Source organism: Clostridium malenominatum (assembly GCF_039521365.1).
Lineage (GTDB): Bacteria > Bacillota > Clostridia > Clostridiales > Clostridiaceae > Clostridium_AW > Clostridium_AW malenominatum.
In genome coordinates, this window is sequence record NZ_BAAACF010000001.1 from 153,913 (window position 1) to 178,626 (window position 24,714).

Consider the following 24,714-nt stretch of genomic DNA (forward strand, 5'->3'; position numbering starts at 1 on the left):
GTATTGTGAAATATATAATATAAATATTTCATAATTTTAAGTTCGGTGAGGAGGAATTAGCATGAGCTCTTATGTGCTTAATTTTAATGAGATTGATAAAACAAAACTTATGGCTGTCGGAGGCAAAGGATTAAATTTAGGTAAACTATCTAAAATTGAAGGGATAATGGTAGCAGAGGGCTTTTGTGTTACTACAGAAACTTATAAAAAAGTAGTGGAGTATGATGATAAGTTTAAAACACTGTTAGATCAATTATCTTTACTGCAAGCAAGAGACAGAGAAAAAATTGAGAAAATTAGTAGAAAGATTCGTAAAGTTATTGAAGAGAAAGAAATAAATGAAGAAATTAAGTCTGAAATTATTAGATATATATCTAAGTTTGGCAAAGAACATGCGTATGCCGTGCGCTCAAGTGCTACAGCTGAGGATTTACCACTAGCTTCCTTTGCTGGACAGCAGGATACCTACTTGAATGTAGTAGGCACTGATTCTATCTTAGATCATATTAGGAAATGTTGGGCGTCCTTATTTACAGATCGTGCTGTCATTTATAGAATACAAAATGGCTTCGATCACCACAAGGTATATTTAGCTGTGGTTATTCAACGGATGATTTTCCCAGAAGCTTCTGGAATTATGTTTACAGCAGATCCCGTCACATTCAATCGGAAATTGCTTTCCATCGATGCAAGTTTTGGTCTTGGAGAAGCCTTAGTGTCAGGACTAGTCAATGCAGATAATTATAAAGTGCGAGAAGGAAGGATTGTTGATAAAGAGATTTCCACGAAAAAATTAGCAATTAGATCTCTGAAGCAAGGCGGCACGGAAGAAAGAGAAATTGAAGAGGAAAAACAAAAGGTGCAAACTTTGACGGATGAACAGATTTTACATCTTGAAAAAATAGGAAGACGTATTGAGTTATACTTTGCTTACCCTCAAGATATTGAGTGGTGTTTGTTTGAAGGAAGGTTCTATATTGTTCAAAGTAGACCAATTACGACATTATATCCAATACCAGAAGCCGAAGATTCAAAGAATCGCGTGTATGTTTCTTTAGGACATTTACAGATGATGACTGAAGACATCAAACCGTTGGGAATGTCATTTTGTAAAATGCTATCATTTTGGTTTGGTCAAAATTTAAAGTCAGCCGGCGGAAGACTGTTTATAGATGGAACCTACGATCTATCTTCACCTATTGGAAGAAAGGTTTTATTATCCAGTACAGGTAATGCTGACATATTAATGAAGAATGCTCTAGTCAACTTAATGAAACGTAAAGAGTTTATTAAAGAGCTTCCAAAAGGAAAGGGTACCATCAGTACAGGTTCAGGAGCATTATCGTGGATTATACCAGCGATTAAGGTGTACATGAAAAATGATTCTGAGATCATAAAAGACATAATTACATACAATGAAAAATTAATAGAAGATATGGAGCAAAGGATCAAAACATTGTCAGGAGATCGGTTGTTTGAATTTATTATAAATGATACAAAGGAATTAAAAGATGTACTGACAGGACCCAAAAACATGAGCATGATGGTAGTTGGAGGTTTTGTATCAAACTGGATTAATAAAAAAATGGAAAAATGGTTAGGTGAAAAAGGTACTGTGGATGTACTTTCTAAATCGGTAGAAAACAATGTTACTACTGAAATGGGGTTCGAACTTTTAGAGGTAGCTGATGTCACTAGGCAATATCCGTCTGTTATTGAATATTTGAAACATGCATCTGATGAGACATTTTTTGACGAATTATCAAAATTAGAAGGCGGAAGAGCCGTTGGCAATGCGATAAAGGAATTTCTTAGAAAATATGGTGTACGTTGTCCTGGAGAGATAGATATAACGAAGACTCGTTGGAGTGAAAAACCAACAGCTATCATTCCTATGATTCTTAGTAACATAAAAATCGTTGAGCAAACTTCAAGCACTGCTAAATTTGAACAAGGACGGACAGAAGCATTGGCAGAAGAACAAGAGATTCTAAGTCGGTTAGAACAATTGTCTGGCGGAAAGGGCAAGGTAAAAAAGGCAAAGAAAATGATTAGTGTTTTAAGAAACGTCATTGGTTTTAGGGAGTATCCTAAGTACTCTTTTATAAAACGTTTTCAAATTTATAAAAATGCCCTTATGAAAGAAGCTCATATATTACTGAAAAAGGAACTTATTAAAGAAGTAGAGGATATTTATTATCTATCCTTTGATGAATTTAGGAATGTTGTTCAGACAAATAAGTTAGATTACAGTATCATTGCCAAGAGAAAAGAGGCATATGAAATATATGAGAAACTGACGCCTCCAAGAGTGATGACCTCGGAGGGGGAAGTGATTTCTGGAGAATATAATACTGATAATATACCTGAAGATGCTTTGGTTGGGGTTCCGGTTTCATCTGGCATTATTGAAGGAACAGCAAGAGTTGTATTGAAATTGGAAGATGCAAATATAGAGGAGGGCGATATTTTGGTAACATCATTTACTGATCCTAGCTGGACACCATTGTTTGTGTCCATTAAAGGGCTAGTGACTGAGGTAGGAGGATTAATGACCCATGGAGCGGTTGTGACTCGAGAGTACGGTATTCCTGGAGTGGTAGGGGTGGAAAATGCAACTAAATTAATAAAGGATGGACAGCGAATTCGAGTTAATGGAACAGAAGGGTATATAGAGATATTGTAATAGAGAAAAGTAGATCCTGTGTTGTAGGACGACGATGACTAGCATGAAAAGGGAGCTCAGTGCCCCTTGAACAGGAGGAAAAGTAATCAATATGAGTATCAAAAGAGAAAGTAACTCGACATAATTCTACTGTTGCTTCCGCTAGTAGAAAGTTAAGGATACTACTAAATAACCGATTAATTGAGAAAGGAAAAGATGGGTACTTTGTCTTGAAAAACAAATGAAATCATGATGATATAATTATCAATTTAAATAATTATGCCGAATAAAGCTTTCAAGTGAGGTGCAAATTAAGGGAACTGTTTATTTGAGGGAACCATTTATGCAGATTAAGATGTTAAGTTTAGTTGACAAGTTTCCATTTTCGCTTGATAGAAAATAATTTTAGATTTTAGTATACTGTATTTATAAGTTAACTTGAAATAATAGAAAGGCTGGTGATTATTATGTCATTAGGCGAAAAATTATTAGATTTGCGTAAAAAATCAGGTTTATCTCAGGAAGATGTTGCTGATAAATTAGGTGTATCTCGACAGACAGTAAGTAAATGGGAAACCGACCAAACGATTCCTGAATTGATTAAAGCAAAATTACTAAGTCAACTATACAATGTAAGTTATGACTATCTTATTAGTGGAAGCCATATTGGTGGTGATGTCACCAGTATCGAAATGATAGTTGATGAAATTGACTGGACCAGTGCATGGAGCAAAAAGTATCCGATTTTAGCTTCATATCAAGGAATAAAAGGAATAAATACCTATTGTGAGAAGATATCCGATTTGTACGACACTTTTAAAAATGAGTTTGATTTTAACGATATGGACACTGTTTTGGTTTTAAAAGACATTCTTTATCAAAAATACAAAATGGCAAAAAAGAAAGCCAAGTAAAAGAAGCGTATCCTTTATTTAAATAGCTAATATATCAAAGGATTTGAAAACTTTTAAGTAAATATTGAAGTATGCTTTATGTTCCCTAAGGCGAGAGTTTTAGGGGATTTTTGTTGTTTAAATTAAAAAGTTTATAAAAACTATTGACTTCATTTTTGGTTGGAACTATAATGGTTACAACAGAGGTGATAAAAATGAAAATAAGCAGTAGATTTTCTGTAGCAGTTCATATTTTATCTATACTATCTATGGAAGATAGAAATTTATGTACTTCTGAATGGATTGCAGATAGTGTAAATACTAATCCAGTTGTTATACGAAGGGTAATGGGAATGTTAAAGAGAGCTGGATTGGTTAATGTTATAACAGGTGCTGGTGGAGCTTATTTATTAAAGGAGTTAGACCAAATAACATTGCTAGACGTATATAGGGCTGTGGAGGTTGTGCAAGAAGGAGAATTATTTCAATTTCATGAATCACCAAATATAAATTGTCCTATTGGTGCAAATATTCAAGAAGTGATGGAGGGCATACTAGTAAGTGCTCAAGAAGCTATGGAACAGGTATTAGAAAATGTAACAATGAAATATGTAGTTACAGGTTTAAGAAAAAAGATTGAGAAGTAAATCAATTTTTTTTAAAAGTGTTGTAACTACAATGATTACAACGAGATATAGGGAGGTTATTAAAATGACATTAAATATTAAAGTATATGCTGATTTTGTTTGTCCATTTTGTTTTTTAGGAGAGGAAATCTTAAGCCAGGCTGTAAAAGGAAAGGACGTAAATATTGAATGGATGCCATTTGAATTAAGGCCAGAGCCATCACCTAGAATTGATCCTTGGAAGGATTCTTCAAAATTAAATTCATGGAATAATTATATTGAACCAATGGCGAAAAATTTAGGGATAGATATGAAATTACCAAAGCTTTCACCTCATCCATATACTAATTTAGCTTTTGAAGGATATCATTATGCAGTTGAGCTTGGAAAAGGAAATGAATATGTTGAAAGAGTTTTTAAGGGCTTCTTTGAAGAAGAATTAGATATTGGAAAAGTTGAAATATTATCTAATTTAGCTGAAGAAATAGGCTTAAATAAAGAGAAATTCATTGAAATTATAAACACAAGAAAATATAAAGATAAGCAGGAAGAAGTATTGAAGCAGGCTTATGAAGAAGCTAACATTACAGCAGTGCCTACAATGATTATAGGTAACGAAGTAGTACGAGGCATTACATCAAAAGAAGATTTAGAAGAAATAATTAAAAGGAGGGGGAATAATGATTAAAAAACAGCCAGTTTTATTTATAGCACATGGAAGTCCAATGAATGCAATAATGAAAAATTCCTATACTGAAAGTCTTAATAAGCTAGGTGAGCAATTAGAAAAACCTAAGGCTATAATGGTTATATCAGCTCATTGGCTAACAGATGGAACTTTTATCACAGAACAAGATTCACCTAAAGAGATATACGATTTTTACGGATTCCCTGAAGAGTTATATAAGGTTAAATATTCAACTAGTGGAGCTAAACCGTATATTAACACAGCCTTTGAAGAACTAAAAGATTATAATGTAAAGCTAACTAATACATGGGGATTAGATCACGGAGCTTGGAGCGTATTAAAGCATATTTTTCCTAGGGCGGATATTCCTGTATTTCAGTTAAGCTTAAATGTATTAGAAAAGGAAGAATATCATTATAACTTAGGAAAAAAATTAGCCAAACTTAGAGAGGAAGGAATACTAATTTTAGCCAGTGGAAATATAGTTCATAACTTAGGAAAAATGAAGCATAATGAGAAGGATATTCCTTATAGCTGGGCTTTTGAGTTTGATAATCTTGTGGCTAATGCTATTATTAAAGCCGAACATGATAAGTTAATTAATTACAAAGATTTTGGGGAAGTAGCGTTACTTTCTGCTCCAACAGATGAACATTTTTTACCATTATTATATGTTATGGCATTAAAGGAAGAACAGGATAAAGTTGAATTTATATTTAATGAAATACATCATGGATCTCTTTCTATGAGATGTGTGAAAATAGGATAGATTATTATTATCTATAATCATTATAGTAAAGCTTAAAAAGAAGAGATATAGAATCAATGTAAATTACTTCTTGAGTAAATTAAGGTTTATTTAATATTAAAGTTATTATCAGTTAAGTTTGTCCCTCTATAATTGAAGTGAAATCATAATTAAAGGGAGGACAACAAATGAAAGAAAAAGGACTTACAGGATTTCAATTAAAAATAGCAGGACTAATACTTATGATATTTGATCATATTCATGAATTTTTTAATTTTGCAAGCGATAGTCTTATAACTTTTAAATGGGTAGGAAGAATAGTAGCACCTATATTTATATTTATGACAGTAGAAGGGTACACCCATACTAGAAATAAAAAAAAGTACATGCTTAGACTATATTTAGCATCAGTTCTAATGAACATAGGGAATTACTTAATTCCTAATTATTTTAAGAGAACAGATTCTTTAGAATTAATAAATAATATATTTGCTACTTTATTTATGATTACAGTGTATCTATGCATTGTAGACTTCATAAAAAAAGTAGTAAAAGAAAAAAATGCAATGAAAATATTTTTAGGCGGGGCATTATTCATATTACCTGTAGCATTATCCATATTTTTTATAATGAATGTGGAAACTTTGATGAATGTGAAGATTTTAAAATATTTAATTTTTATTATTCCAATACCTATTTTTGTTGAAGGTGGACCAGTATTTATAATTCTAGGAATAGTAATGTATCTACTAAAAGATAATAGAAAAAAATTAATAATTGTATATGTAATAATGTGTTTAGGCATTATGTTTACAGGAGAACTTAGTATTAAAGGGTTATTCTTTAACAATTACCAGTGGATGATGGTTTTTGCAGCACCACTATTCTATTTGTATAATGGAAAAAAAGGAAGGGGAATGAAGTATTTGTTTTACTTATTCTATCCAGCCCATATATATGTTTTCTACATTATATCATGTTATATTATGAACAAATAAATTAGATTATTATAATACAAAAATAATAAAGGTAGATGGATTTTAAATCTACCTTTATTATTTTTTTTGAATATTGCTGAAGAATAGGAAATTGATAATTGTAAGCTTTAATTAAGGTTCATGTTATTAAGAGTTAAGTATAGGAGGATAAAATATTCTTGTACACAAGAAAGAACAGGAGGAATGAATGATGATTAACTGGGAAGTAAAGAAAATATTTAAATCAAAGAATGGAATAATTACTTCAATATTATTCTTTATACTTTCTATATCAATGATATTTATAAAACCACAATTAGAGGGGATAAATAATATTCAATTTTGGAAGGTATTTAATTATAGAGCATTTCATCCACTTATGACCTCTATTATGCTTATAATCATAATAATTATTTTTTCTAATATTTATACAGATGAGATTATATCCACCGTTGATAATTTAATTTTATCATCAAGAAATAAAAACAAAACTTTGTACTCAAAGTTAGCTTTAAGCATAGGAGTTCCCACAGTTATATATAGTGTGTATCTAGCCATGGAATTTATAATCACCTATATACAATGCGGAAAGCCTATAAATGGAGGATTACAGGCTATAAAAATATTGGACAACCCATTATTAGTTAAGGATGGCTATACAATATACGGATATGTACTACTTAAAATAGGTATTATGCTTGTAATCTTTATGACATTAGGAGTATTGGCAAGCTTATTTTCATTCATTACCACAAATTCAATTCAATCAACAAGCGGATTTTTGATTTTTATATTTTTAGGTAAAGTGACGACTTTAATTAAATGGTTACCAAAAGAAATATTGTTGATACTCTCAAAAATTAATTTTATAGATTTAATATTTAATTTCAATGAATTTGCTGGAATGCATTTTGGAAGGTTAAAAGTATTTTCTATGACCTTAGATATAACAAATCTATGCCTAGTAATTATGGTATCCACTTTATTTATAGCAATATTTTCATGTACAAATATCTTTAGAAAATTTTTAACAAGATAAATTAGGAGGAGTTAATTATGAATAAACTTGAAATAAAAAACCTAACTAAAAGTTATGGTAACAAAAATGCAAATAACAACATAACACTTACATTAGAAAATGGAGTATATGGACTTTTAGGTCCTAATGGAGCGGGTAAAACAACATTGATGAAGCAAATAGCTACATTAACAAAGCCTACAAAGGGAGAAATAATTTATAATGGCAAAAATATTTATAGTATAGAAGATAAATATAGAGGGGTTATAGGTTATTTGCCACAAGAGTTTGGAGCTTATAAAAACTTTTCAGCTAAAAACTTTTTACAATATGTAGCAGCATTAAAAGGTATAGACAAAAGGGAGGTAAATAAAAAAATAGATGAATTATTAAATTTAGTGGGATTATATGATGTAAGAAATAAAGCTGTTGGAAAGTTTTCAGGAGGAATGAAAAGAAGAGTAGGAATTGCTCAGGTATTATTAAATGACCCTAAAATTATAATATTAGACGAGCCAACAGCAGGACTAGACCCACAAGAGAGGACAAGGTTTAGAAATTTATTATCACAGATATCTAAAGATAAGATAATAATACTTTCAACTCATATTATTTCTGATATAGAGTCCATAGCAAAGGAAACCATTATGATAAAAAATGGTGAAATGATTATGAAGGGAAGCCATAGGGAAATTCTATCTGATATGAATGGAAAAGTGTATAGAATAAGAACCAATGATGAAAATCAATTGGAAGAAATACAAAATAAATATAAGGTAGTAAATCTCCAAAGAGGAATAGATTTTACTGAGCTTAGAATTGTAAGCGATAGAGTGGTATACTATGCAAATGCAGAGGTTATAGAACCTAAATTTGAGGACGTTTATATGTTTTATTTCGACCTAGAAAATACAAAGGAGGTATAATAAATGGGTACACTTATAAAAGCAGAATTAAGAAAAATGCTATTAAAAAAAAGTATTTTAATAACTTGGGTATCATCTTTGTTATTAGGAACCTTATTAATTCACAATGGTACTGTAAGTGATATTTATGCGGATGTTTTTTATAAAAGTTACGGATATACACCTATAATGGGACTGGTTATGTTTATGATTTTGTCTGGCGCTTATACCTTAGAATATAATTCTAATATGAGTGACCTAATAAACACTACAAAAAATGGAAAGAGAAAATTAGTTGTAGCCAAGGGAATAGGAGCAGGCATAGCAACTTCTATAGTAAATCTTTCTATAGTGATTACAATATATTTAGATGGGCTTAGGAAAGTAAATTTTGAAGGTTTGAACATGCAATTAAAAAATCTGTGGTATTTCAAAGGGATAAATTCAAATTTAAATGTACTTCAAATGATGATAATAGTGATTATAACGATAATCCTAGCTTCTTTTTTCTTCTCTCAACTAGGTTTATACTTATCTTCCATAAGTAAATCCGCGTCTATGCCATTTATTTTAGGTGGTTTAATTATGGGAATACCATATATATTAGAACATGTTCTACCTAGTAAACTTATTGTTATGACTCCATTATGGGGAATGATGTCCTCACAGCTAATAAAGTATAAAGCAAGCACAGGGATAATGGTAATTCAGGGAGCTATATTTATAGTGGCATGTTTAATTTTACCCAAACTCATATATGTTGCATTTATTAAAGAAAATAAAAAATAAGGGGTATAATTATGGCAAATAGTTTATTTCTACTTAGTATAATAATTTTATTTATTGGATTTTTTTTCATGGGAATGAGTGGAGTATCTTACAGATGGAGAGCCTTTAGAAATAAACCAGCATGGAATGGGAATACGGTAGTCTTTCTAGCTATAGGACTTGTATTTTTTATAGCTGGATTAGCATTGGTATATATTTTCTATCCCTACAGATAATAAATTTAAATAACAATTATTTGAAAACATAAAATAAAGTTAGAAGAAGAGCCAAATTTAAAATATATTATTTGGTTCTTTTCTTATACAATATAATTGATGTAGTATATAACTAATAAAAGCTTAATAGGAGTGTTTAATATGGAAATGTCATTAAGCAAAAAAAAGATATTAATAATAGATGATGAAGAGGACATATTGAAGTTATTGTCTATGGTGTTAAAAAAAGAAGGTTTTGAAAATATATATACAGCTGAGGATGGAGAAAATGGATTTAATTTATTTAAAAGGATTAATCCAGATATTATTCTTTTAGACATTATGTTGCCTGATGAGGAGGGATATGAGGTTTGTAAAAAAATTAGAAAAACCTCCAATATTCCTATTTTATTTATATCAGCGAAAACTGAAGAAATTGATAGAGTACTAGGTTTCGCATTGGGAGGAGATGACTATATAACAAAACCCTTTAGCACTAAGGAGGTAGCCTACAGAATAAAAGCCCATTTAAGAAGAAGTAGTTATAATGAAGAAGAGGAAAATAAGAGTAGTATATTGAATTTTGGACCTTTCCAAATAGATGAGGAAAAAATAGAAGTTAGAAAAAATGGAGTACTAATAGAATTGAAACCTAAAGAATATAAAATGTTTTTGCATATGGCAAAGCATCCTAATCAAATTATGAGTAAGGAAAAGTTGTGTAGTGAAGTATGGGGAGAAGATTATATAGGCTTTGATAACACTATAATGGTACATATAAGAAGATTAAGGGAGAGAATTGAAGAGGATCCATCTAATCCGAAGTATATTATTAATGTAAAAGGTTTAGGGTATAAGTTTGTTTTAAAGGATGAATACATATGAATTGGAAAATAACAGGTAGGTTTATTATAACTGTAGTATCAGTTGCCATTATTGTAATGCTTATTAATATCATTGTAGGAATTATTCTTGCATTTAATAGAAGTAGAGATAACATTGACATAATAAATGGAATTAGCTATTCTTCACCAGAGGATTTTACCAGGGAATTTAAAGAGTATTTAATGGAAGATAAAGATAAAATATATATCCATAGTGATGGAGAAAAAATTTTAAGAGAAGAAGAGGCTTGGATGCAAGTTTTAGATGAGGAAGGAAATGAAATTTATAATTATCAGAAACCTGTTAAAGTTAAAAATCATTATACTCCTGTAGAATTAATCCAAGCATATAAATATATTTTAGCCGATAGTATGTCTACTATATTTGTAGCAGAAAAGAAAATTGGAGATAGAAATTATAGTTATATTATAGGGTTCCCTTCTGAAAGGATAAAGAGAAATTTTATTTCTTATGACATTTATAACTTAGGTAATAGTTTGAAAACAGGAGTGTATATAATTTTACTCATGGATGCCATTATAGCTTTATTATTTGGATATTTATTTAGTAGAAGACTTACAAAGCCATTAGTAAATATTATAAAGGATGTTAAAAACCTTTCTGAAGGAGAGTATAATTTAAAAAGAGAAGAAAAAGGAATTTATAAAGAAATTTATCATAATATAAATAATTTATCTTCAAAACTTAGAAGCAATGAAGAAGAAAGAAAAAAGTTAGATAAAATGAGGGAAGAATGGATATCGAATATTTCTCATGATATAAAAACACCATTAGTTTCAGTGAAAGGATATGCTGAAATTTTATCCAGTGAGGAATATGATTGTACAAAAGAAGAAGTGAGAGAATACAGCAAAATAATAGAAGATAAATCTAACTATATAAAAGACCTTATAGATGATTTAAATCTAAGTACTAGACTAAAGAATAAAGTTCTCCTTTTAAATTTAAAAAATACAAATATTGTAAGTCTAGTTAGAGGAGCTGTAATAGATATTTTAAATAATCCACAAACTAGCAACGTGAGCATTGATTTTTCAGCAATAAGGGAAGTTGTTGAAAAGGATGTAGATGAAATACTAATAAAAAGAGTTATTACTAATATCTTATATAATGCTATAGTTCATAACAATGAAGATGTAGATATAGAAGTTAAAGTAGAGAAGAAAGATAGAATTCATATTTTCATAATAGATAATGGAAAAGGCATTAAAGAAGAAGAGTTAAAATACATTTTTGAAAGATATTATAGAGGTACAAATACAGGAAAAAGACATAAAGGTTCTGGACTTGGAATGGCCATAGCCAAGGATATCGTAGAAGCACATAATGGGATTATAAATATTGACAGTGAGTATGGAGTGGGAACTAAAATTGAAATAATCCTTTAAGATACTGTTTTTTAATTTTAATGCAAAAAATGTTAATCATGAAATAGATTTAGTAAATTTTAACTTATTGACAATATTTCTAATCATAGTTTTATCGTTAACCATGATTAGAAATTAAGTTGACAATAAAGAGGTTGTTTATTATTATTGTTATGAGAAATTAAATATTTTAAGAAAAATTGGATATATTGATTAAAAAACAATAAGGGGAGAGCACAATATGAAAGAATATATTAAGAGGATAGAGAAAAAGATATTAGATGGACAAGATATAAGCTTTGAAGAAGCTATAAAACTATCAAACCTTGAAGAAAGAGAAGATATAGTAGAGTTATGTAATAGCGCTAATAACATACGAGATTTTTTTTGTGGTAAGGAAGTAGACCTTTGCACCATTATGAATGCAAAGTCTGGACGCTGCTCTGAGGACTGCAAGTTTTGTGCGCAATCTGCCCATTATAAAACTAACGTACAAGAATATGAGTTAATTTCAAAGGAAGCAGTTTTAGAGTTAGCAAAGGAAAATGAAAGTGAGGGAGTAAATAGATTTTCTTTAGTGACTAGTGGAAGAGGAATTACTGGAAGTGAGTTTGAAAAGGTTCTGGCTATATATGAAGAGCTAAATAAAAAAGTGAAAATGGATTTGTGTGCATCCTTAGGAATATTAGGATATGAGCAGTTACTTAAGTTAAAAGAAACAGGAATAACTATGTATCATCATAACCTAGAAACTAGTAGAGCATACTATGAAAATATATGTACAACGCACACCTATGATGAAAGAATAAATACTATAAATGCAGCTAAGCAGGCTGGTATGGATATTTGCTCAGGTGGAATTATTGGCTTGGGAGAAAGTTTGGAAGATAGAGTTACCTTTGCTTTTCAACTAAGAGATTTAGGAGTTAAATCTATTCCTATAAATATGCTGAATCCAATTAAGGGAACACCTTTAGAAAATGCAAAAAGTCTGAGTCAGAATGAAATACTAAAAACTATTGCAGTTTTCAGATTTATAAATCCTAAAGCTATTATAAGACTTGGTGGAGGAAGAAATCTCATAGATGAGTTTGGTAAAAACTGCTTTAATGCAGGAGCCAATGCTACAATCACAGGTAATTACTTGACAACATCAGGTAATAAAATATGCGATGATAAGAGAATGGTAAATGAATTAAATCTAGAGATTAGAAAAAATAGTTAAAGAAATAATTGTAGTAACTATTTAAATCACAACATTGCGTAAAGAATTTTCGTATATTATAGCTTCTTGACATGTCTCTTATAAAGATTTAGTATAGTCTATAAAGAAAAAACTGAAAATTCATAAGAAAGAAGGAGTTTTTATGGGGAATAAGATACCAACTCGTACAGAAGCCTATGAGCTTTTAAAGAAATATAATAAAAGCCAGAGTTTAATTACACATGCCATAGCGGTGGAAGCTGTAATGATTCATTTTGCAGAGCTGTTAGGTGAAGAGGATAAGGAGAAGTGGGGAATCATTGGATTAATACACGATATTGACTATGAAATGTATCCAGAGGAGCATTGCAAAAAAGCAAGAGAAATTTTGATGGAAAATAATTATCCAGAAGAATATATTCATGCAGTTGAAAGCCATGGATGGGGTATATGTGTTGACGTTGAACCTGTTAAGACAATGGAAAAGGTACTATATACTATTGATGAATTAACAGGGTTAATAACAGCAACAGTACTTCTTCGCCCAAGTAAAAGTATACATGATTTAGAAATAAAATCAGTTAAAAAGAAGTGGAAACAAAAAGGTTTTGCAGCAGGAGTAAATCGTGAAGTCATTCAAAAAGGTGCTGAAATGCTAGGCATGGACATGGATACCATAATTGGAGAAACTATTAAAAGTATGCAATCTGTAGCTGAAGAAATTGGTTTGAAAGGTGAATTTTAATATAATTTGTCATTAGAGGACGTAAGCAAAGTGTGAATATAAGTTTGTATTATCAAATAAAAGGGGCATTCCTTCAGTATAAAGGGATGCCCATAGTACTTTTAAGACATAATATATTTAAAATATATTAAAATGTAAGGTGGAGATACAATGAATGATTACTTTGATAATTCAGATGTCACAGAAAGGAATCTTAAATACTTAATTGAAAATCATGGTGAAATCTATGAGGCTTACGAAAATTTTGGGAAATTACTACATGAAAAAGGAGGGCCATTAGATAAAAAAACACGCTGGCTTCTTAAGGTGGCTTTGTCTACAAGCTGTCAATATAGATATGCCTTAGAAACGCATATTTTAAAAGCTTTACATGAAGGTTGTACAAAAGAAGAAATAGAACACGCTATACTCCTCGTAGCACCAACAGTGGGATTCCCTAAAATGATGGAGGGATTACTTGTATTAAGGAAAGTGTTACAGAGCCTGTAGATGTAAAGGAAGATATAGACTATTATATTTAAAAAGGTTATAATCATATTAAAAATAAATCATAAAATATTTTGAAAAATCATAAGTAGAAAAGATGGTAAAATACTTACATATAAGTACAAGAAATAAAAGAAATGGGAAGAAGGGGGATATCATGAATATAAATGAATTAAAAGAAAAGGTAGTTAAAGCAATAGATGATAATAGGGAACTTATATTAAAAGCGGGTAAAGAAATTTATGCTACTCCTGAACTAGGATTTAAGGAATTTAAAACTACAGAAGCAACGGCAAGTTTTTTGAAGAATCTTGGACTAGAGGTTGAGGAAAATATTGCAGTTACAGGATGTAAAGCAACTCTAAAGGGTGGAAAACCAGGGCCTAATGTTGCGATTATTGGAGAACTTGATGCTATTTCTTGTGCAAATCACGTAGATGCAGTTCCAGGGGGAGCGGTTCATGCTTGTGGGCATAATGTTCAAATAGCGGGAATGCTTGGAGCTGCTTTAGGAATTGTAAAAAGCGGCATTTTATCAGAGCTTTCCGGTAATGTAACTATTATGGCAACACCAGCAGAAGAATTTGTGGAATTAGAGTATAGAGCTAAGTTAAGAGAAGAAGGAAAGCTAACTTATTTTGGTGGGAAACAAGAACTTATTAAAAAAGGTTACTTTGATGATGTAGATATGGCTATGATGTTCCACTCCCTAGATATGGGAGACAAAGAAGCATTAATAGGACCAGTAAGCAATGGTTTTATAGGAAAAAAAGTTCAGTTCATAGGAAAAGAGTCCCATGCAGGGTCAGCCCCTGAAGAAGGAATTAATGCGCTTAATGCAGCTATGCTTGCTATGAACAACATTCATGCGCAAAGAGAAACTTTTAAAGATTCTGATAGAGTAAGAGTTCATCCTATAATTACTAAGGGTGGAGATATTGTGAACTCTGTTCCAGCAGACGTGCAAATGGAATCTTACGTAAGAGCAAGAACAATAGATGGAATGTTAGATTCTAATGCTAAAGTAGATAGAGCTTTAAAAGCTGGAGCAATGGCAGTTGGGGCAAAGGTGAAAATAACAAATATTCCAGGATATCTTCCTGTATTAAAAAATGCTGAATTAGACAATTTATTTAAAGAAAACCTAATTTTTATGGGTATGCCACAAGATAAAATAATAGAAGGTGGAGACTTTACAGGATCTTTTGACTTTGGAGATGTATCTCATATAATGCCAACAATTCATCCAATGATTGGCGGAATAACAGGAAACCTACACACTCGTGACTTTAAAATCGTTAATGAAGAACAAGCTTATATAGTACCTGCTAAAGCTATGGCTTTAACAGTTGTAGATTTACTATTTAATAATGCAGAAGCAGGAAAAAATATATTAGATAATTTTAAAGCTAAAATGACTAAGAAAGATTATTTGGACTTTATGGAAAGTATAGATAAAGTAGAAGAATTTGAGGGATAAAACAGGTTTTGAAGGGACAGTTAATAAACATTTATTGTTTACTAACTGTCTTTTTTAACCATTCTATTATTTTAATAGAAGTTTCTTCAGTATAAATATTATAGAACACAGCATCATAGGATATATTGTTATGATTATATAAGGGATCATAATATTTAGTCATAAGTTCTTCTATTACTTGTTCGTACTCATGATTTTTTATCATACATATAAACCTATCAATATTAGTATTGCTTAAATGCTTTCTAAGAAGATTAAGAGCAGATATTAACTCATCGTCAGTTTCGTGGACGTAGTCTTTTAATACATTATTTACTCTACTTTTTATATCAGCATCTATCCCTATATTTTTTCCCGTGCCTATCTTGCTATAAAGATATTCAGGTATTATAATCCTACCGATTCTTTTACTTTCACCCTCTAAAAACACAACATTGGTTTTTCTGTTTTTCAAGGATTCATAAACTAGACTTTCAAACATCTTTTGAGTATTCTGCTCACCAAGGCCAACACTTCCTAGAAGCGAACCCCTGTGATTTGCACAACCCTCAAGATCAAGTATATCCATGCCCTCTTCTTTAAGGAATTTTAAAATATGGGTTTTACCCGTTCCAGTATTTCCATAGATGGTGACAAATTGAATTTCACTAAGGATTTTTGGAAGATTTTCATTTATATAATGCCTGTAACCTTTATATCCCCCTTCAAGTTTAAATATATTCACACCAAGGGTCATAAAAAGAGACACTAAGGAACTACTCCTATATCCTCCTCTAGCGCAAAATAATATAATATTATCATATTGTTTTTCTAACTCTAAAATCCTTTCATACAGTACAGGAAGCCTAGATGAAGCCACTTGTATTCCTATCCTTTTAGCCTTTTCAACACTTTCTTGGGTATAAATTGTTCCAATTAACTTTCTTTCATCATCATAGAATAAAGGGATGTTAATAGCACCAGGAATGGTCTCTGAATTGAATTCACCAGGACTCCTAACATCTACCAACACATAGTTTCCTTTTAACATATTTTTATCTATAGTATCATAGCTAATGGTTTTAAACATAAATTTCACACTACTTTCTTTTGAGTATGGTATAAAAGTATAAATAATATATATTATATACCATAAATTCTATCAGTAAATAAAATGATAAAAATTATTTCTATTGAAAGGATTTGTTGTTATAGTATTATTAATAGGATTTTAAGGGGGATAAATATGAATAAAAAAGATCTAACCCTTGCGTTATTAGTTATAATAGTTTGGGGAGCTAATTTTACTGTAATTAAATTAGGACTTGGAGGCGTTCCATCCATGCTGCTTGCTGCTTCACGATATATCTTTGCTTTATCAGCTATAGCTTTTGTAAAGCGACCTGCAGTAGAATGGCGTTATGTTGTTGCATATGGCATGACTGTAGGGGTTGGCCAGTTTTCTTGCTTGTTTTATGCAATGGATATAGGGATGCCCGCAGGTATTGCCTCTATTGTTCTTCAATCTCAAGCTTTCTTTACAATTTTATTTGCGGCAATACTATTAAAGGAAGCAGTAAAAGTGAGACAAGTAGTAGGTCTTGTAGTTGCGGCAACAGGTCTTTATTTTATAGGAGGAAATGTGGGTAGTAATGAATTATCTTCAATTCCTCTAGCTGCGCTTTTATTAACCCTTCTAGGTGCTGCCTTTTGGGGGTTTTCAAACATAGTAGTAAGATACGCTGCTAATAGAGCAGCTTCTCGAGGAGAAACACTAGATATGTTAAGTTTAGTAGTGTGGTCAAGTCTTGTACCGCCACTTCCTCTTCTAGCTATTGCATTGATGCTAGATACACCACAAACATTATTTCATGCAATAAGCAACTTGAACGCATTATCAATTTTTGCTGTGCTTTATCTAGCTTTTTGTGCTACATTATTTGGCTATGGAACCTGGAGTGGATTGCTTGCAAAATATCCTGCTGGCAGAGTAGCTCCACTTTCATTACTTGTTCCTATAACTGGTTTAATTACAGCACAAATTGTTCTTAATGAAAAACTTTCAAAAATGCAATGGTTAGGAGGTTTGGTAATACTTTTAGGGCTAATAATATCAAACTTTGGATGTTCACCAATGCAGCGTCTTTTTAAGACTAAAGATGTATAATGCGGATTTAGTATTTATCTTTCAATATTGTAAGATAAAACTTCATTTTGTAAGGGAAATCAGTATTTTGATTTTCCAATTTTTTTTATAATATATTTATAAGGTCTATTTAGAATAATAATATATTTAAGGAAAAGGTGATTAGATGGATAACATATTTCTATTAATAAAATCCATAATATTAGGAATTGTAGAAGGAATAACTGAGTTTTTACCAGTATCCTCCACAGGGCATATGATTATTTTTCAAAATTTAATGGGGTTTAAAGGAACAAATCCTAATTATGTTGAGATGTACACATATGTAATACAATTAGGAGCAATACTCGCAGTGGTTATACTTTATTGGAAAAAGATAAAAGAAACGCTTTTAAACTTTTTTCCTCAAAAGGTTGGATATGAAAAATCAGGTTTTAGATTTTGGTTTATGATATTTATCGCTTGTATACCTGGGGCTGTTTGTCAATTATTATTAGATGATTTAGCTGAAAAATATTTATTTACACCAACATCTGTAGCTATAACTTTGTTTGTAGGTGGTATATGGATGATATATGCTGAAAAGAGATTTAGAAATAAAAGGGGAGAAGGAAAAGAGCTTAGTGTTACAGTAAAGCAAGCATGGACGATTGGTTTATTTCAATGTTTAGCTATAATCCCCGGAATGTCACGTTCAGCCTCAACAATTATTGGTGGATGGATATCAGGATTATCTACAGTTGCAGCAGCTGAGTTCTCCTTCTTTTTAGCAATGCCAGTTATGGTAGGAATGAGTTTCTTAAAGATTTTAAAGATTGGGGGACTGTCTACCCTTACATCAATTGAATTAACTTCTCTTGGCGTAGGATTCTTAGTTTCCTTTGTGGTAGCTTTAATAGTTATTAATAAGTTTATTTCCTATTTAAAGAAGAAGCCTATGAAATTATTCGCTATATATAGAATGATATTTGCATTTGTAGTATTATTTGCAGGGTTTTTAGGAATATTTGCTTAAAAGGTTATAGGTAGCGAAATCAAAGAGACAAAGGACATGTCCTTTGTCTCTTATTAATAGTTAAATGTTAGTTATGGGCATTGTTATAGTTGACAAATAGTAATTTATAAATCTGTACTAGAATTAAAGGCATAAAGGATAGGGCATATATATAACCATATTGACTGGCATTTAATTTTGTAATTTCAAATAATTCCATAAGAGGTCTGTAAGCTAAAATTCCTGCTAACATTAAATAACCAAATACTATTGAAATCCAAATGTATTTATTGGAGAATAATCCTATTTTAAATATTGACTCCTTAGACCTTGAATTGAATCCGTGTAAAAGTCTTGAAAGACATAGTGTGGAAAAGGCCATTGTACTAGCAACTCTAGAATCTCCTGTTGATAGTCCTATATGAAAAGCTATCATTGTTCCTAAAGCTATCAAAAAGCCTTCAATAATTACTTCAATGGCAAAGGGTTTATTTAGTATAGGTGTAGTTATATCTCTTGGTTTTTCTTTCATTATATTTTCATTATGAGGTTCAAGTCCTATTGCTATAGCTGGAAAGCTATCGGTAATAAGATTAATAAATAAAAGATGAACCGGCGCAAAGGGAATTGGTAGCGCTCCTAATGAAGCATAAAGTACTGACAGTATTCCTGCAGTGTTGCCTGATAGTAAGAATTTTATGGAGTTTTCAATGTTGGCATATATACTTCTGCCGTTTGAAACTGATTTCACAATTGTTGAGAAATTATCATCGGTAAGCACCATGGCAGCAGCATCTTTGGCAACTTCTGTACCTGTAATTCCCATAGCAATACCTATATCAGCTTGCTTTAAAGCAGGAGCATCATTAACACCGTCACCAGTCATTGCAACTACATTTCCTCTTTCTTGCCATGCCCTTATTATCCTAATTTTATGTTCAGGGGATACTCTAGCATATACTGAAAAATTCTCAACCTTTTCTTTGAGCTCTTCGTCACTTATATTTTCTAGTTCAAATCCTTCCATAGCTTCTGATTCATATTTAAGTATTCCTATTTGCTTTGCTATAGCAGAGGCAGTTATCTTGTGGTCGCCTGTTATCATTACTGGCTTAATACCTGCATTTATACAATTTTCTACTGCTTCTGCAGACTCGATTCGCGGAGGATCCATCATAGCTATAAGCCCTATAAAGGTTAAATTAAATTCATCTTCCAAACTAATCTTTGTATCTTCCTTCACATCTTTATAGGCAAAGGCCAACACTCTAAGCCCATTCATTGAGAAATCTTTATTTATATTTTCAATTTCTTTTTTATGTTCTTCTGTAAGTTCTTTTATCCCGTTTGAAGTTTCTATTTTTACAGATCTGGATAGAAGTACATCAAGTGCTCCCTTAGTAATCATAATTGATTTATCATGTAGTTTGTTAACAGTACTCATTAGTTTTCTATCTGAATCGAAGGGTATTTCTCCTAATCTTGAGTAATTTTTTCGTATAACCAACTCGTCTAGATCATATATTTCTCCCAGATTAACCAGTGCAACTTCAGTGGGATCACCTATTTCTTTCTTTTCAACAGTAACTGCATCATTACACAATAGAGCCATTAACACAAGTTTTTTCTCCAAATCTTTATCATGATTAAGTTCATCATGTTTTATAACTCTATCATCTACAAAGACCTTTTGAACAGTCATTTTGTTTTGTGTCAAGGTTCCTGTTTTATCTGAGCATATTACTGAAATGCTGCCAAGGCTTTCAACGGCATGCAGCTTTCTTACTATTGCATTTTCCTTAGCCATTTTTTGAGTGCCTAGGGCAAGTACTATAGTTACTATGGAGCTTAATGCTTCTGGAATAGCTGCTACTGCAAGAGATACTGCAAACATAAAGGAATCTATAATTTCGGCACCTCTGAATATATTTAAAGCAAAGATAAATGCGGATATAGCAAGTATGACAAAAGCCAGTTTTTTGCCGAAATTATCTAAGCTTACTTGAAGAGGTGTTTTCTTTATTTTTGCATTCTCTAATAAGTTGGCTATCTTGCCTATTTCAGTATTCATACCTATATTGGTAATCAAGACAACAGCTCTTCCATAGGTTACAAAGCTTCCTGAAAAAACCATATTTTTTCTATCTCCAATAGCTACATTATCATTATCTATAGTTTCAGTGAATTTCAATACACTCTCAGACTCACCTGTTAAGGAACTTTCATTTACTTGAAGGCTGAAAGTTTCAAGTATTCTTCCGTCTGCACTTACGTAATCGCCAGCATCAAGATATAAAATGTCTCCTACCGTTAACTCACGGGATGGAATTTCTATTCTATTCCCATTTCTTAGAACCTTGGCTGTTGGTGATGAAAGAGCCTTAAGACTTTTTAAAGATTGTTCTGCTTTAATGTGTTGTATGGTTCCAAGAACCCCGTTAATTATTACTACTATAAGAATTACAATGGTGCTTTCAAGCTTTCCAAGAAAGGCAGATATTAATGCTGCTCCTAGTAATATTAAAACAAGAAAATCCTTAAATTGTTCAATAAATATTTGCAGAGGACTTTTTCTTTTAACTTCATCCAGTTCGTTAAAACCATATTTTTCACGCCTCTTTTCTATATCATCATCAATTAACCCTTTAAGATTACCATTTAGCACCTCCAATACTTCATCTGATGACTTTCTGTAAAATTCATTCATTACAAATACTCCTTTCAAAGTAAAATAAAACTTGTTTTCCTAGAACTTAAGATTCTAAATAAAAAAAGACCCTATAGTTAGAAAAATTTCTAACTATAGAGTCTCACTAAACTTAAAAAATTATCAAAGCCGGGACATGTCCGCAATGACGACTTTGAACCTGGTAAAACCCAGGAAGTTACTCCCTCTATAAATATCATTTAAATTATTATAGTTTTGATTACAAGGAACATATTAACACTGGGCAAAATATATGTCAACTATTTATTTTTTAAATATGTATTAATATATTGGGCATAACTAAAAGTATGTTTAATAAAATTAATATTTTTATGAAAGAAGGTGTAATCATGAAGACGTTAAAACGTAAAGATTTATTTTTATTACTTTGTGTAGGATTACTTTGTATGCTACTACCACTAAATTATGTAAAAGGTAAAGGCCAGGGAGAAAATCCTTTTAAATTGCCTTCCCTGTCATATAGTTATGATGCCTTGGAGCCCTACATCGATGCTGAAACTATGAAGATACATCATCAAAAACATCATGGAACATATGTAGAGAAACTTAATGAAGCCATAAATAAGTATCCTGAATTAATGGATAAGTCTCTAGAATATCTTTTAACTAATTTAGATAAGCTACCTGATGACATAAGGGAAGCCGTTAGAAATAATGGTGGAGGACACTATAACCATAGTATCTTCTGGACAATAATGGGTAAAAACAAAGGTGGAGAACCTAAAGGTAAATTAAAAGAAGATATAGCAAAGACCTTTGGTAGTTTTGAAAATTTTAAAAAGGATTTTAAATCGGCGGCTCTAGGCAGGTTTGGTAGTGGATGGGCATGGCTCATAAAGGATAAGGATGGTAAATTAAAGATTGTATCCACAGCCAATCAAGATAGTCCAATAATGATGGGAATATCACCCGTTATGGGTATTGATGTTTGGGAACATGCTTATTATCTAAAGTACCAAAATAAGCGTGGTGAGTATATAGATAATTGGTGGAATGTAATCAATTGGGACGAAGTTGAGAAAAGATATAAATAAAATATCTACTAACTCATAAGTTGACAGCGATATAGATTATTTATATAATTATATTAAAATTAATAAATCTAACTTTAAGAAAGGGCAAGGTATTGGCAGAAATGAGAATATAACTCACTTATATTTATGTAAAATGAAAATTCAAATAAAGTCCTAAATAAAGGCTTTATTGTCATGCATTTTATTTAATTTTGTGAGTGGATAGTGTTTTTATAACTGTTGATAGTTTGTCTATATAATGTGTTTAACCTTATATGTTATTAAGGTTTTATTTGAGACGCTATCCTCTCCATAGTACAAGGAGGGGATTTTTTATGTTATTAATGGAATGCAGCAATATTAAAAAATATTTTGGTAATAGATTGATACTGGATATAGGAAATTTCAAAATTTATTCTAAGAATAGAATAGGAATTGTAGGTGTAAATGGAGTAGGAAAAACCACTTTGATTAATATATTAAGTGGGAGATTGGAGCCTGATGAAGGGTGGATTAAACTATATGAAAGATACTCATATATATCCCAGCTAGAAGGACCTGAGAATAGAAATATTAGTAATGAAATGGCTTCAAAATTTAGAGTTCCAAGTACATGGAATGATAATATGAGCGGAGGAGAAAAAACTAGATTTAAGCTTGCTGATGGCTTAAGCCATAATAATCTATTGATATTTGCAGATGAACCTACCAGTAATGTGGATATAGAGGGCATTGAGCTTATGGAAAAAAGATTTGAAGAATATAAGGGTGCTTTGATTATTATATCTCATGATAGAAACTTTTTAGATAAGTTGTGCAACACGATAGTAGAGATAGAGGATAGTAGGATAAAAATTTATAATGGAAATTATAGCGACTATACTACTCAGAAAGCTAAAGAGAGAGAAAGAGCTGAATTTGAATATGAAGAATATACAAAAGAAAAAAGACGGCTTCAAGAAGTAATTACTGATACTAAACAAAAGGTAAAGAGTATTAAAAATGCTCCTAAACGCATGGGCAACTCAGAGGCTAGACTTCATAAGATGGGAGGCCAAAAGGCCAAGGCTAACCTAGATAAGTCAGTTAAAAATATTGAGAAAAGAATAGAACATCTTGAGATTAAAGAAAAGCCTAGGAGACAAGAAGGGATTAGGCTAGATATTTTAGAGTCAAATAAACTTCATAGTAAAATAATCATAGAAGGCAGGAATATAAACAAGGTATTTGGTGAGAAAGTTATATTCAATGATGCTGAGTTTAGTATATACAATAACTCAAAAATAGCATTGATTGCTCCCAATGGATGTGGAAAAAGTACTTTGATCAAAATGATAATGAATGGTGATGACTCTATAAAAATTGCTCAAGGGGCTAAGATAGGGTACTTTAGTCAAGATATGAGCATTTTAGAAGAAAGCCTTTCTATAATAGAAAATGTAATGGGAAGCAGTATATATGATGAAACCTTTGCTAGGATATTGTTAGCAGGATTACTGTTTAAAAGGGAGGACATTTATAAAAAAATAAGTGTGTTAAGTGGAGGAGAAAGAGTTAAGGTGTCCTTTGCAAAAATGTTATTGCAGGATATAAATTTGCTTATATTAGATGAGCCTACTAACTATATGGACATAAATTCCCTTGAAGTGGTGGAAAATCTTCTTAGAGATTATGATAGGACATTGTTGTTTGTTTCTCATGATAGAAGATTTGTAGATTCCGTTGCAAATCACATAATGACCATAGAGAACTATAAGATAAAGATATTTAGGGGAAATTATAAGGAATATTTAAATAGCAAAAATACATTTTTGCATAATGATAAAAAGGAAACTGAAAAACAAATTTTTATCTTACAAAATCGACTTTCAGAAATTATAGGAAGGCTATCCATGCCATCAAAGAAAGATGATATAATAGCACTAGATAAAGAGTATTATGAAGTATTAGCTAAAGTAAAAAAGCTAAAGGATAGTTTTAATTAAATTTTAAAGATTGAATAAAAATCCATGGATTATTTTGAAGTAATCCATGGATTTTTGTAGTTGTTATATGACAATAGTCAAAGGAAGTTTACATAAAAATTCTAATTAATAGGGATAATATGCCTTGAGAATTAAAAGTGGCAAGGGGTGTAAGAGTATGATTTATTTAAAAGAACCA

At 31.1% G+C, this 24,714-nt stretch carries 22 protein-coding genes; 20 read left to right on the forward strand and 2 right to left on the reverse strand.

The features are described from left to right. The first annotated feature begins 61 nt into the window (after window positions 1-61). The 16 genes from ppsA (at window position 62) to ABDZ69_RS00910 (ending at window position 15,691) form a co-directional block, all read left to right on the forward strand. A complete protein-coding gene (gene ppsA, locus ABDZ69_RS00835) occupies window positions 62-2,686 on the forward strand; it encodes a phosphoenolpyruvate synthase (RefSeq protein ID WP_343765444.1) in 2,625 nt (874 codons plus the stop codon). A 446-nt stretch (window positions 2,687-3,132) separates the two neighbouring features. Continuing rightward, complete coding sequence (locus ABDZ69_RS00840) at window positions 3,133-3,579, forward strand: helix-turn-helix transcriptional regulator (RefSeq protein ID WP_343765445.1); 447 nt, start codon at window positions 3,133-3,135, stop codon at window positions 3,577-3,579. A 194-nt stretch (window positions 3,580-3,773) separates the two neighbouring features. Further along, window positions 3,774-4,205 (forward strand): Rrf2 family transcriptional regulator, encoded by a 432-nt coding sequence (locus ABDZ69_RS00845; RefSeq protein ID WP_343765448.1) that lies wholly within the window; start codon window positions 3,774-3,776, stop codon window positions 4,203-4,205. Window positions 4,206-4,269: 64 nt separating this feature from the next. Next, complete coding sequence (locus tag ABDZ69_RS00850; RefSeq protein ID WP_343765450.1) at window positions 4,270-4,872, forward strand: DsbA family oxidoreductase; 603 nt, start codon at window positions 4,270-4,272, stop codon at window positions 4,870-4,872. Further along, a complete protein-coding gene (gene ygiD, locus ABDZ69_RS00855) occupies window positions 4,865-5,641 on the forward strand; it encodes a 4,5-DOPA-extradiol-dioxygenase (RefSeq protein ID WP_343765452.1) in 777 nt (258 codons plus the stop codon). Before ABDZ69_RS00850 ends, ygiD begins: the two co-directional genes overlap by 8 nt. A gap of 167 nt (window positions 5,642-5,808) precedes the next feature. Beyond that, window positions 5,809-6,618, forward strand: coding sequence for a TraX family protein (locus ABDZ69_RS00860; RefSeq protein WP_343765453.1), 810 nt, complete (start codon window positions 5,809-5,811; stop codon window positions 6,616-6,618). 187 nt (window positions 6,619-6,805) lie between these two features. Further along, a complete protein-coding gene (locus ABDZ69_RS00865; protein WP_343765455.1) occupies window positions 6,806-7,636 on the forward strand; it encodes a hypothetical protein in 831 nt (276 codons plus the stop codon). A gap of 17 nt (window positions 7,637-7,653) precedes the next feature. Then, window positions 7,654-8,541, forward strand: coding sequence for an ABC transporter ATP-binding protein (locus ABDZ69_RS00870; protein ID WP_343765458.1), 888 nt, complete (start codon window positions 7,654-7,656; stop codon window positions 8,539-8,541). 3 nt (window positions 8,542-8,544) lie between these two features. Beyond that, entirely contained in the window at window positions 8,545-9,309 is a 765-nt protein-coding gene (locus ABDZ69_RS00875) for a hypothetical protein (RefSeq protein WP_343765459.1), read from the forward strand. A gap of 11 nt (window positions 9,310-9,320) precedes the next feature. Further along, a complete protein-coding gene (locus ABDZ69_RS00880) occupies window positions 9,321-9,524 on the forward strand; it encodes a hypothetical protein (RefSeq protein ID WP_343765461.1) in 204 nt (67 codons plus the stop codon). 141 nt (window positions 9,525-9,665) lie between these two features. Beyond that, window positions 9,666-10,388: a response regulator transcription factor gene (locus ABDZ69_RS00885; protein ID WP_343765463.1), complete on the forward strand. Its 723-nt coding sequence runs from the start codon at window positions 9,666-9,668 to the stop codon at window positions 10,386-10,388. Then, window positions 10,385-11,797, forward strand: a complete 1,413-nt coding sequence (locus tag ABDZ69_RS00890) for a HAMP domain-containing sensor histidine kinase (protein ID WP_343765465.1) — start codon at window positions 10,385-10,387, stop codon at window positions 11,795-11,797. The genes ABDZ69_RS00885 and ABDZ69_RS00890 overlap by 4 nt, the downstream gene beginning before the upstream one ends. 220 nt (window positions 11,798-12,017) lie before the next feature. Beyond that, entirely contained in the window at window positions 12,018-13,001 is a 984-nt protein-coding gene (gene bioB, locus ABDZ69_RS00895; RefSeq protein WP_343765468.1) for a biotin synthase BioB, read from the forward strand. Between the two features lie 142 nt (window positions 13,002-13,143). Further along, entirely contained in the window at window positions 13,144-13,725 is a 582-nt protein-coding gene (locus ABDZ69_RS00900; protein ID WP_343765469.1) for an HDIG domain-containing metalloprotein, read from the forward strand. Between the two features lie 150 nt (window positions 13,726-13,875). After that, on the forward strand, window positions 13,876-14,214 hold the full coding sequence (locus ABDZ69_RS00905) for a carboxymuconolactone decarboxylase family protein (protein ID WP_343765471.1): 339 nt from the start codon (window positions 13,876-13,878) through the stop codon (window positions 14,212-14,214). A gap of 154 nt (window positions 14,215-14,368) precedes the next feature. Further along, window positions 14,369-15,691 carry an amidohydrolase gene (locus tag ABDZ69_RS00910; protein WP_343765474.1) on the forward strand — a complete coding sequence of 441 codons (1,323 nt, stop codon included), beginning with the start codon at window positions 14,369-14,371 and terminating at the stop codon, window positions 15,689-15,691. A 31-nt stretch (window positions 15,692-15,722) separates the two neighbouring features. Here the strand turns inward: ABDZ69_RS00910 and mnmH are convergent, their stop codons facing one another. Then, window positions 15,723-16,760 carry a tRNA 2-selenouridine(34) synthase MnmH gene (gene mnmH / locus ABDZ69_RS00915; protein WP_343765477.1) on the reverse strand — a complete coding sequence of 346 codons (1,038 nt, stop codon included), beginning with the start codon at window positions 16,758-16,760 and terminating at the stop codon, window positions 15,723-15,725. A gap of 156 nt (window positions 16,761-16,916) precedes the next feature. Here mnmH and ABDZ69_RS00920 point away from each other — a divergent pair, with 156 nt between their 5' ends. Next, complete coding sequence (locus ABDZ69_RS00920) at window positions 16,917-17,837, forward strand: EamA family transporter (protein WP_343765480.1); 921 nt, start codon at window positions 16,917-16,919, stop codon at window positions 17,835-17,837. Window positions 17,838-17,982: 145 nt separating this feature from the next. Continuing rightward, the gene (locus tag ABDZ69_RS00925) at window positions 17,983-18,831 is read left to right on the forward strand and encodes an undecaprenyl-diphosphate phosphatase (RefSeq protein ID WP_343765482.1); all 849 of its coding nucleotides are present in this window, start codon (window positions 17,983-17,985) and stop codon (window positions 18,829-18,831) included. A gap of 67 nt (window positions 18,832-18,898) precedes the next feature. Here ABDZ69_RS00925 and ABDZ69_RS00930 read toward each other — a convergent pair whose 3' ends face one another. Beyond that, window positions 18,899-21,517 (reverse strand): cation-translocating P-type ATPase, encoded by a 2,619-nt coding sequence (locus tag ABDZ69_RS00930; protein ID WP_343765484.1) that lies wholly within the window; start codon window positions 21,515-21,517, stop codon window positions 18,899-18,901. Between the two features lie 350 nt (window positions 21,518-21,867). Between ABDZ69_RS00930 and ABDZ69_RS00935 the strand changes: the two genes are divergently transcribed. Continuing rightward, entirely contained in the window at window positions 21,868-22,572 is a 705-nt protein-coding gene (locus tag ABDZ69_RS00935; protein ID WP_425544618.1) for a superoxide dismutase, read from the forward strand. 314 nt (window positions 22,573-22,886) lie between these two features. Further along, on the forward strand, window positions 22,887-24,536 hold the full coding sequence (gene abc-f / locus ABDZ69_RS00940) for a ribosomal protection-like ABC-F family protein (protein WP_343765486.1): 1,650 nt from the start codon (window positions 22,887-22,889) through the stop codon (window positions 24,534-24,536). The last annotated feature ends 178 nt before the right edge of the window (window positions 24,537-24,714 follow it).

What these genes read in the sequence shown, in the direction of transcription:
- ABDZ69_RS00870 (WP_343765458.1), top strand. Translation starts at nt 7,654, where the DNA reads ATGAATAAACTTGAAATAAAAAACCTAACTAAAAGTTATGGTAACAAA.
- abc-f (WP_343765486.1), top strand. Translation starts at nt 22,887, where the DNA reads ATGTTATTAATGGAATGCAGCAATATTAAAAAATATTTTGGTAATAGA.
- ABDZ69_RS00930 (WP_343765484.1), bottom strand. Translation starts at nt 21,517, where the DNA reads ATGAATGAATTTTACAGAAAGTCATCAGATGAAGTATTGGAGGTGCTA.
- ABDZ69_RS00885 (WP_343765463.1), top strand. Translation starts at nt 9,666, where the DNA reads ATGGAAATGTCATTAAGCAAAAAAAAGATATTAATAATAGATGATGAA.
- ABDZ69_RS00920 (WP_343765480.1), top strand. Translation starts at nt 16,917, where the DNA reads ATGAATAAAAAAGATCTAACCCTTGCGTTATTAGTTATAATAGTTTGG.
- ppsA (WP_343765444.1), top strand. Translation starts at nt 62, where the DNA reads ATGAGCTCTTATGTGCTTAATTTTAATGAGATTGATAAAACAAAACTT.
- mnmH (WP_343765477.1), bottom strand. Translation starts at nt 16,760, where the DNA reads ATGTTTAAAACCATTAGCTATGATACTATAGATAAAAATATGTTAAAA.
- ABDZ69_RS00880 (WP_343765461.1), top strand. Translation starts at nt 9,321, where the DNA reads ATGGCAAATAGTTTATTTCTACTTAGTATAATAATTTTATTTATTGGA.
- ABDZ69_RS00935 (WP_425544618.1), top strand. Translation starts at nt 21,868, where the DNA reads ATGAAGACGTTAAAACGTAAAGATTTATTTTTATTACTTTGTGTAGGA.
- ABDZ69_RS00865 (WP_343765455.1), top strand. Translation starts at nt 6,806, where the DNA reads ATGATGATTAACTGGGAAGTAAAGAAAATATTTAAATCAAAGAATGGA.
- ABDZ69_RS00860 (WP_343765453.1), top strand. Translation starts at nt 5,809, where the DNA reads ATGAAAGAAAAAGGACTTACAGGATTTCAATTAAAAATAGCAGGACTA.
- ABDZ69_RS00905 (WP_343765471.1), top strand. Translation starts at nt 13,876, where the DNA reads ATGAATGATTACTTTGATAATTCAGATGTCACAGAAAGGAATCTTAAA.
- ABDZ69_RS00845 (WP_343765448.1), top strand. Translation starts at nt 3,774, where the DNA reads ATGAAAATAAGCAGTAGATTTTCTGTAGCAGTTCATATTTTATCTATA.
- ABDZ69_RS00875 (WP_343765459.1), top strand. Translation starts at nt 8,545, where the DNA reads ATGGGTACACTTATAAAAGCAGAATTAAGAAAAATGCTATTAAAAAAA.
- ygiD (WP_343765452.1), top strand. Translation starts at nt 4,865, where the DNA reads ATGATTAAAAAACAGCCAGTTTTATTTATAGCACATGGAAGTCCAATG.
- ABDZ69_RS00840 (WP_343765445.1), top strand. Translation starts at nt 3,133, where the DNA reads ATGTCATTAGGCGAAAAATTATTAGATTTGCGTAAAAAATCAGGTTTA.
- ABDZ69_RS00900 (WP_343765469.1), top strand. Translation starts at nt 13,144, where the DNA reads ATGGGGAATAAGATACCAACTCGTACAGAAGCCTATGAGCTTTTAAAG.
- ABDZ69_RS00910 (WP_343765474.1), top strand. Translation starts at nt 14,369, where the DNA reads ATGAATATAAATGAATTAAAAGAAAAGGTAGTTAAAGCAATAGATGAT.
- ABDZ69_RS00925 (WP_343765482.1), top strand. Translation starts at nt 17,983, where the DNA reads ATGGATAACATATTTCTATTAATAAAATCCATAATATTAGGAATTGTA.
- bioB (WP_343765468.1), top strand. Translation starts at nt 12,018, where the DNA reads ATGAAAGAATATATTAAGAGGATAGAGAAAAAGATATTAGATGGACAA.
- ABDZ69_RS00850 (WP_343765450.1), top strand. Translation starts at nt 4,270, where the DNA reads ATGACATTAAATATTAAAGTATATGCTGATTTTGTTTGTCCATTTTGT.
- ABDZ69_RS00890 (WP_343765465.1), top strand. Translation starts at nt 10,385, where the DNA reads ATGAATTGGAAAATAACAGGTAGGTTTATTATAACTGTAGTATCAGTT.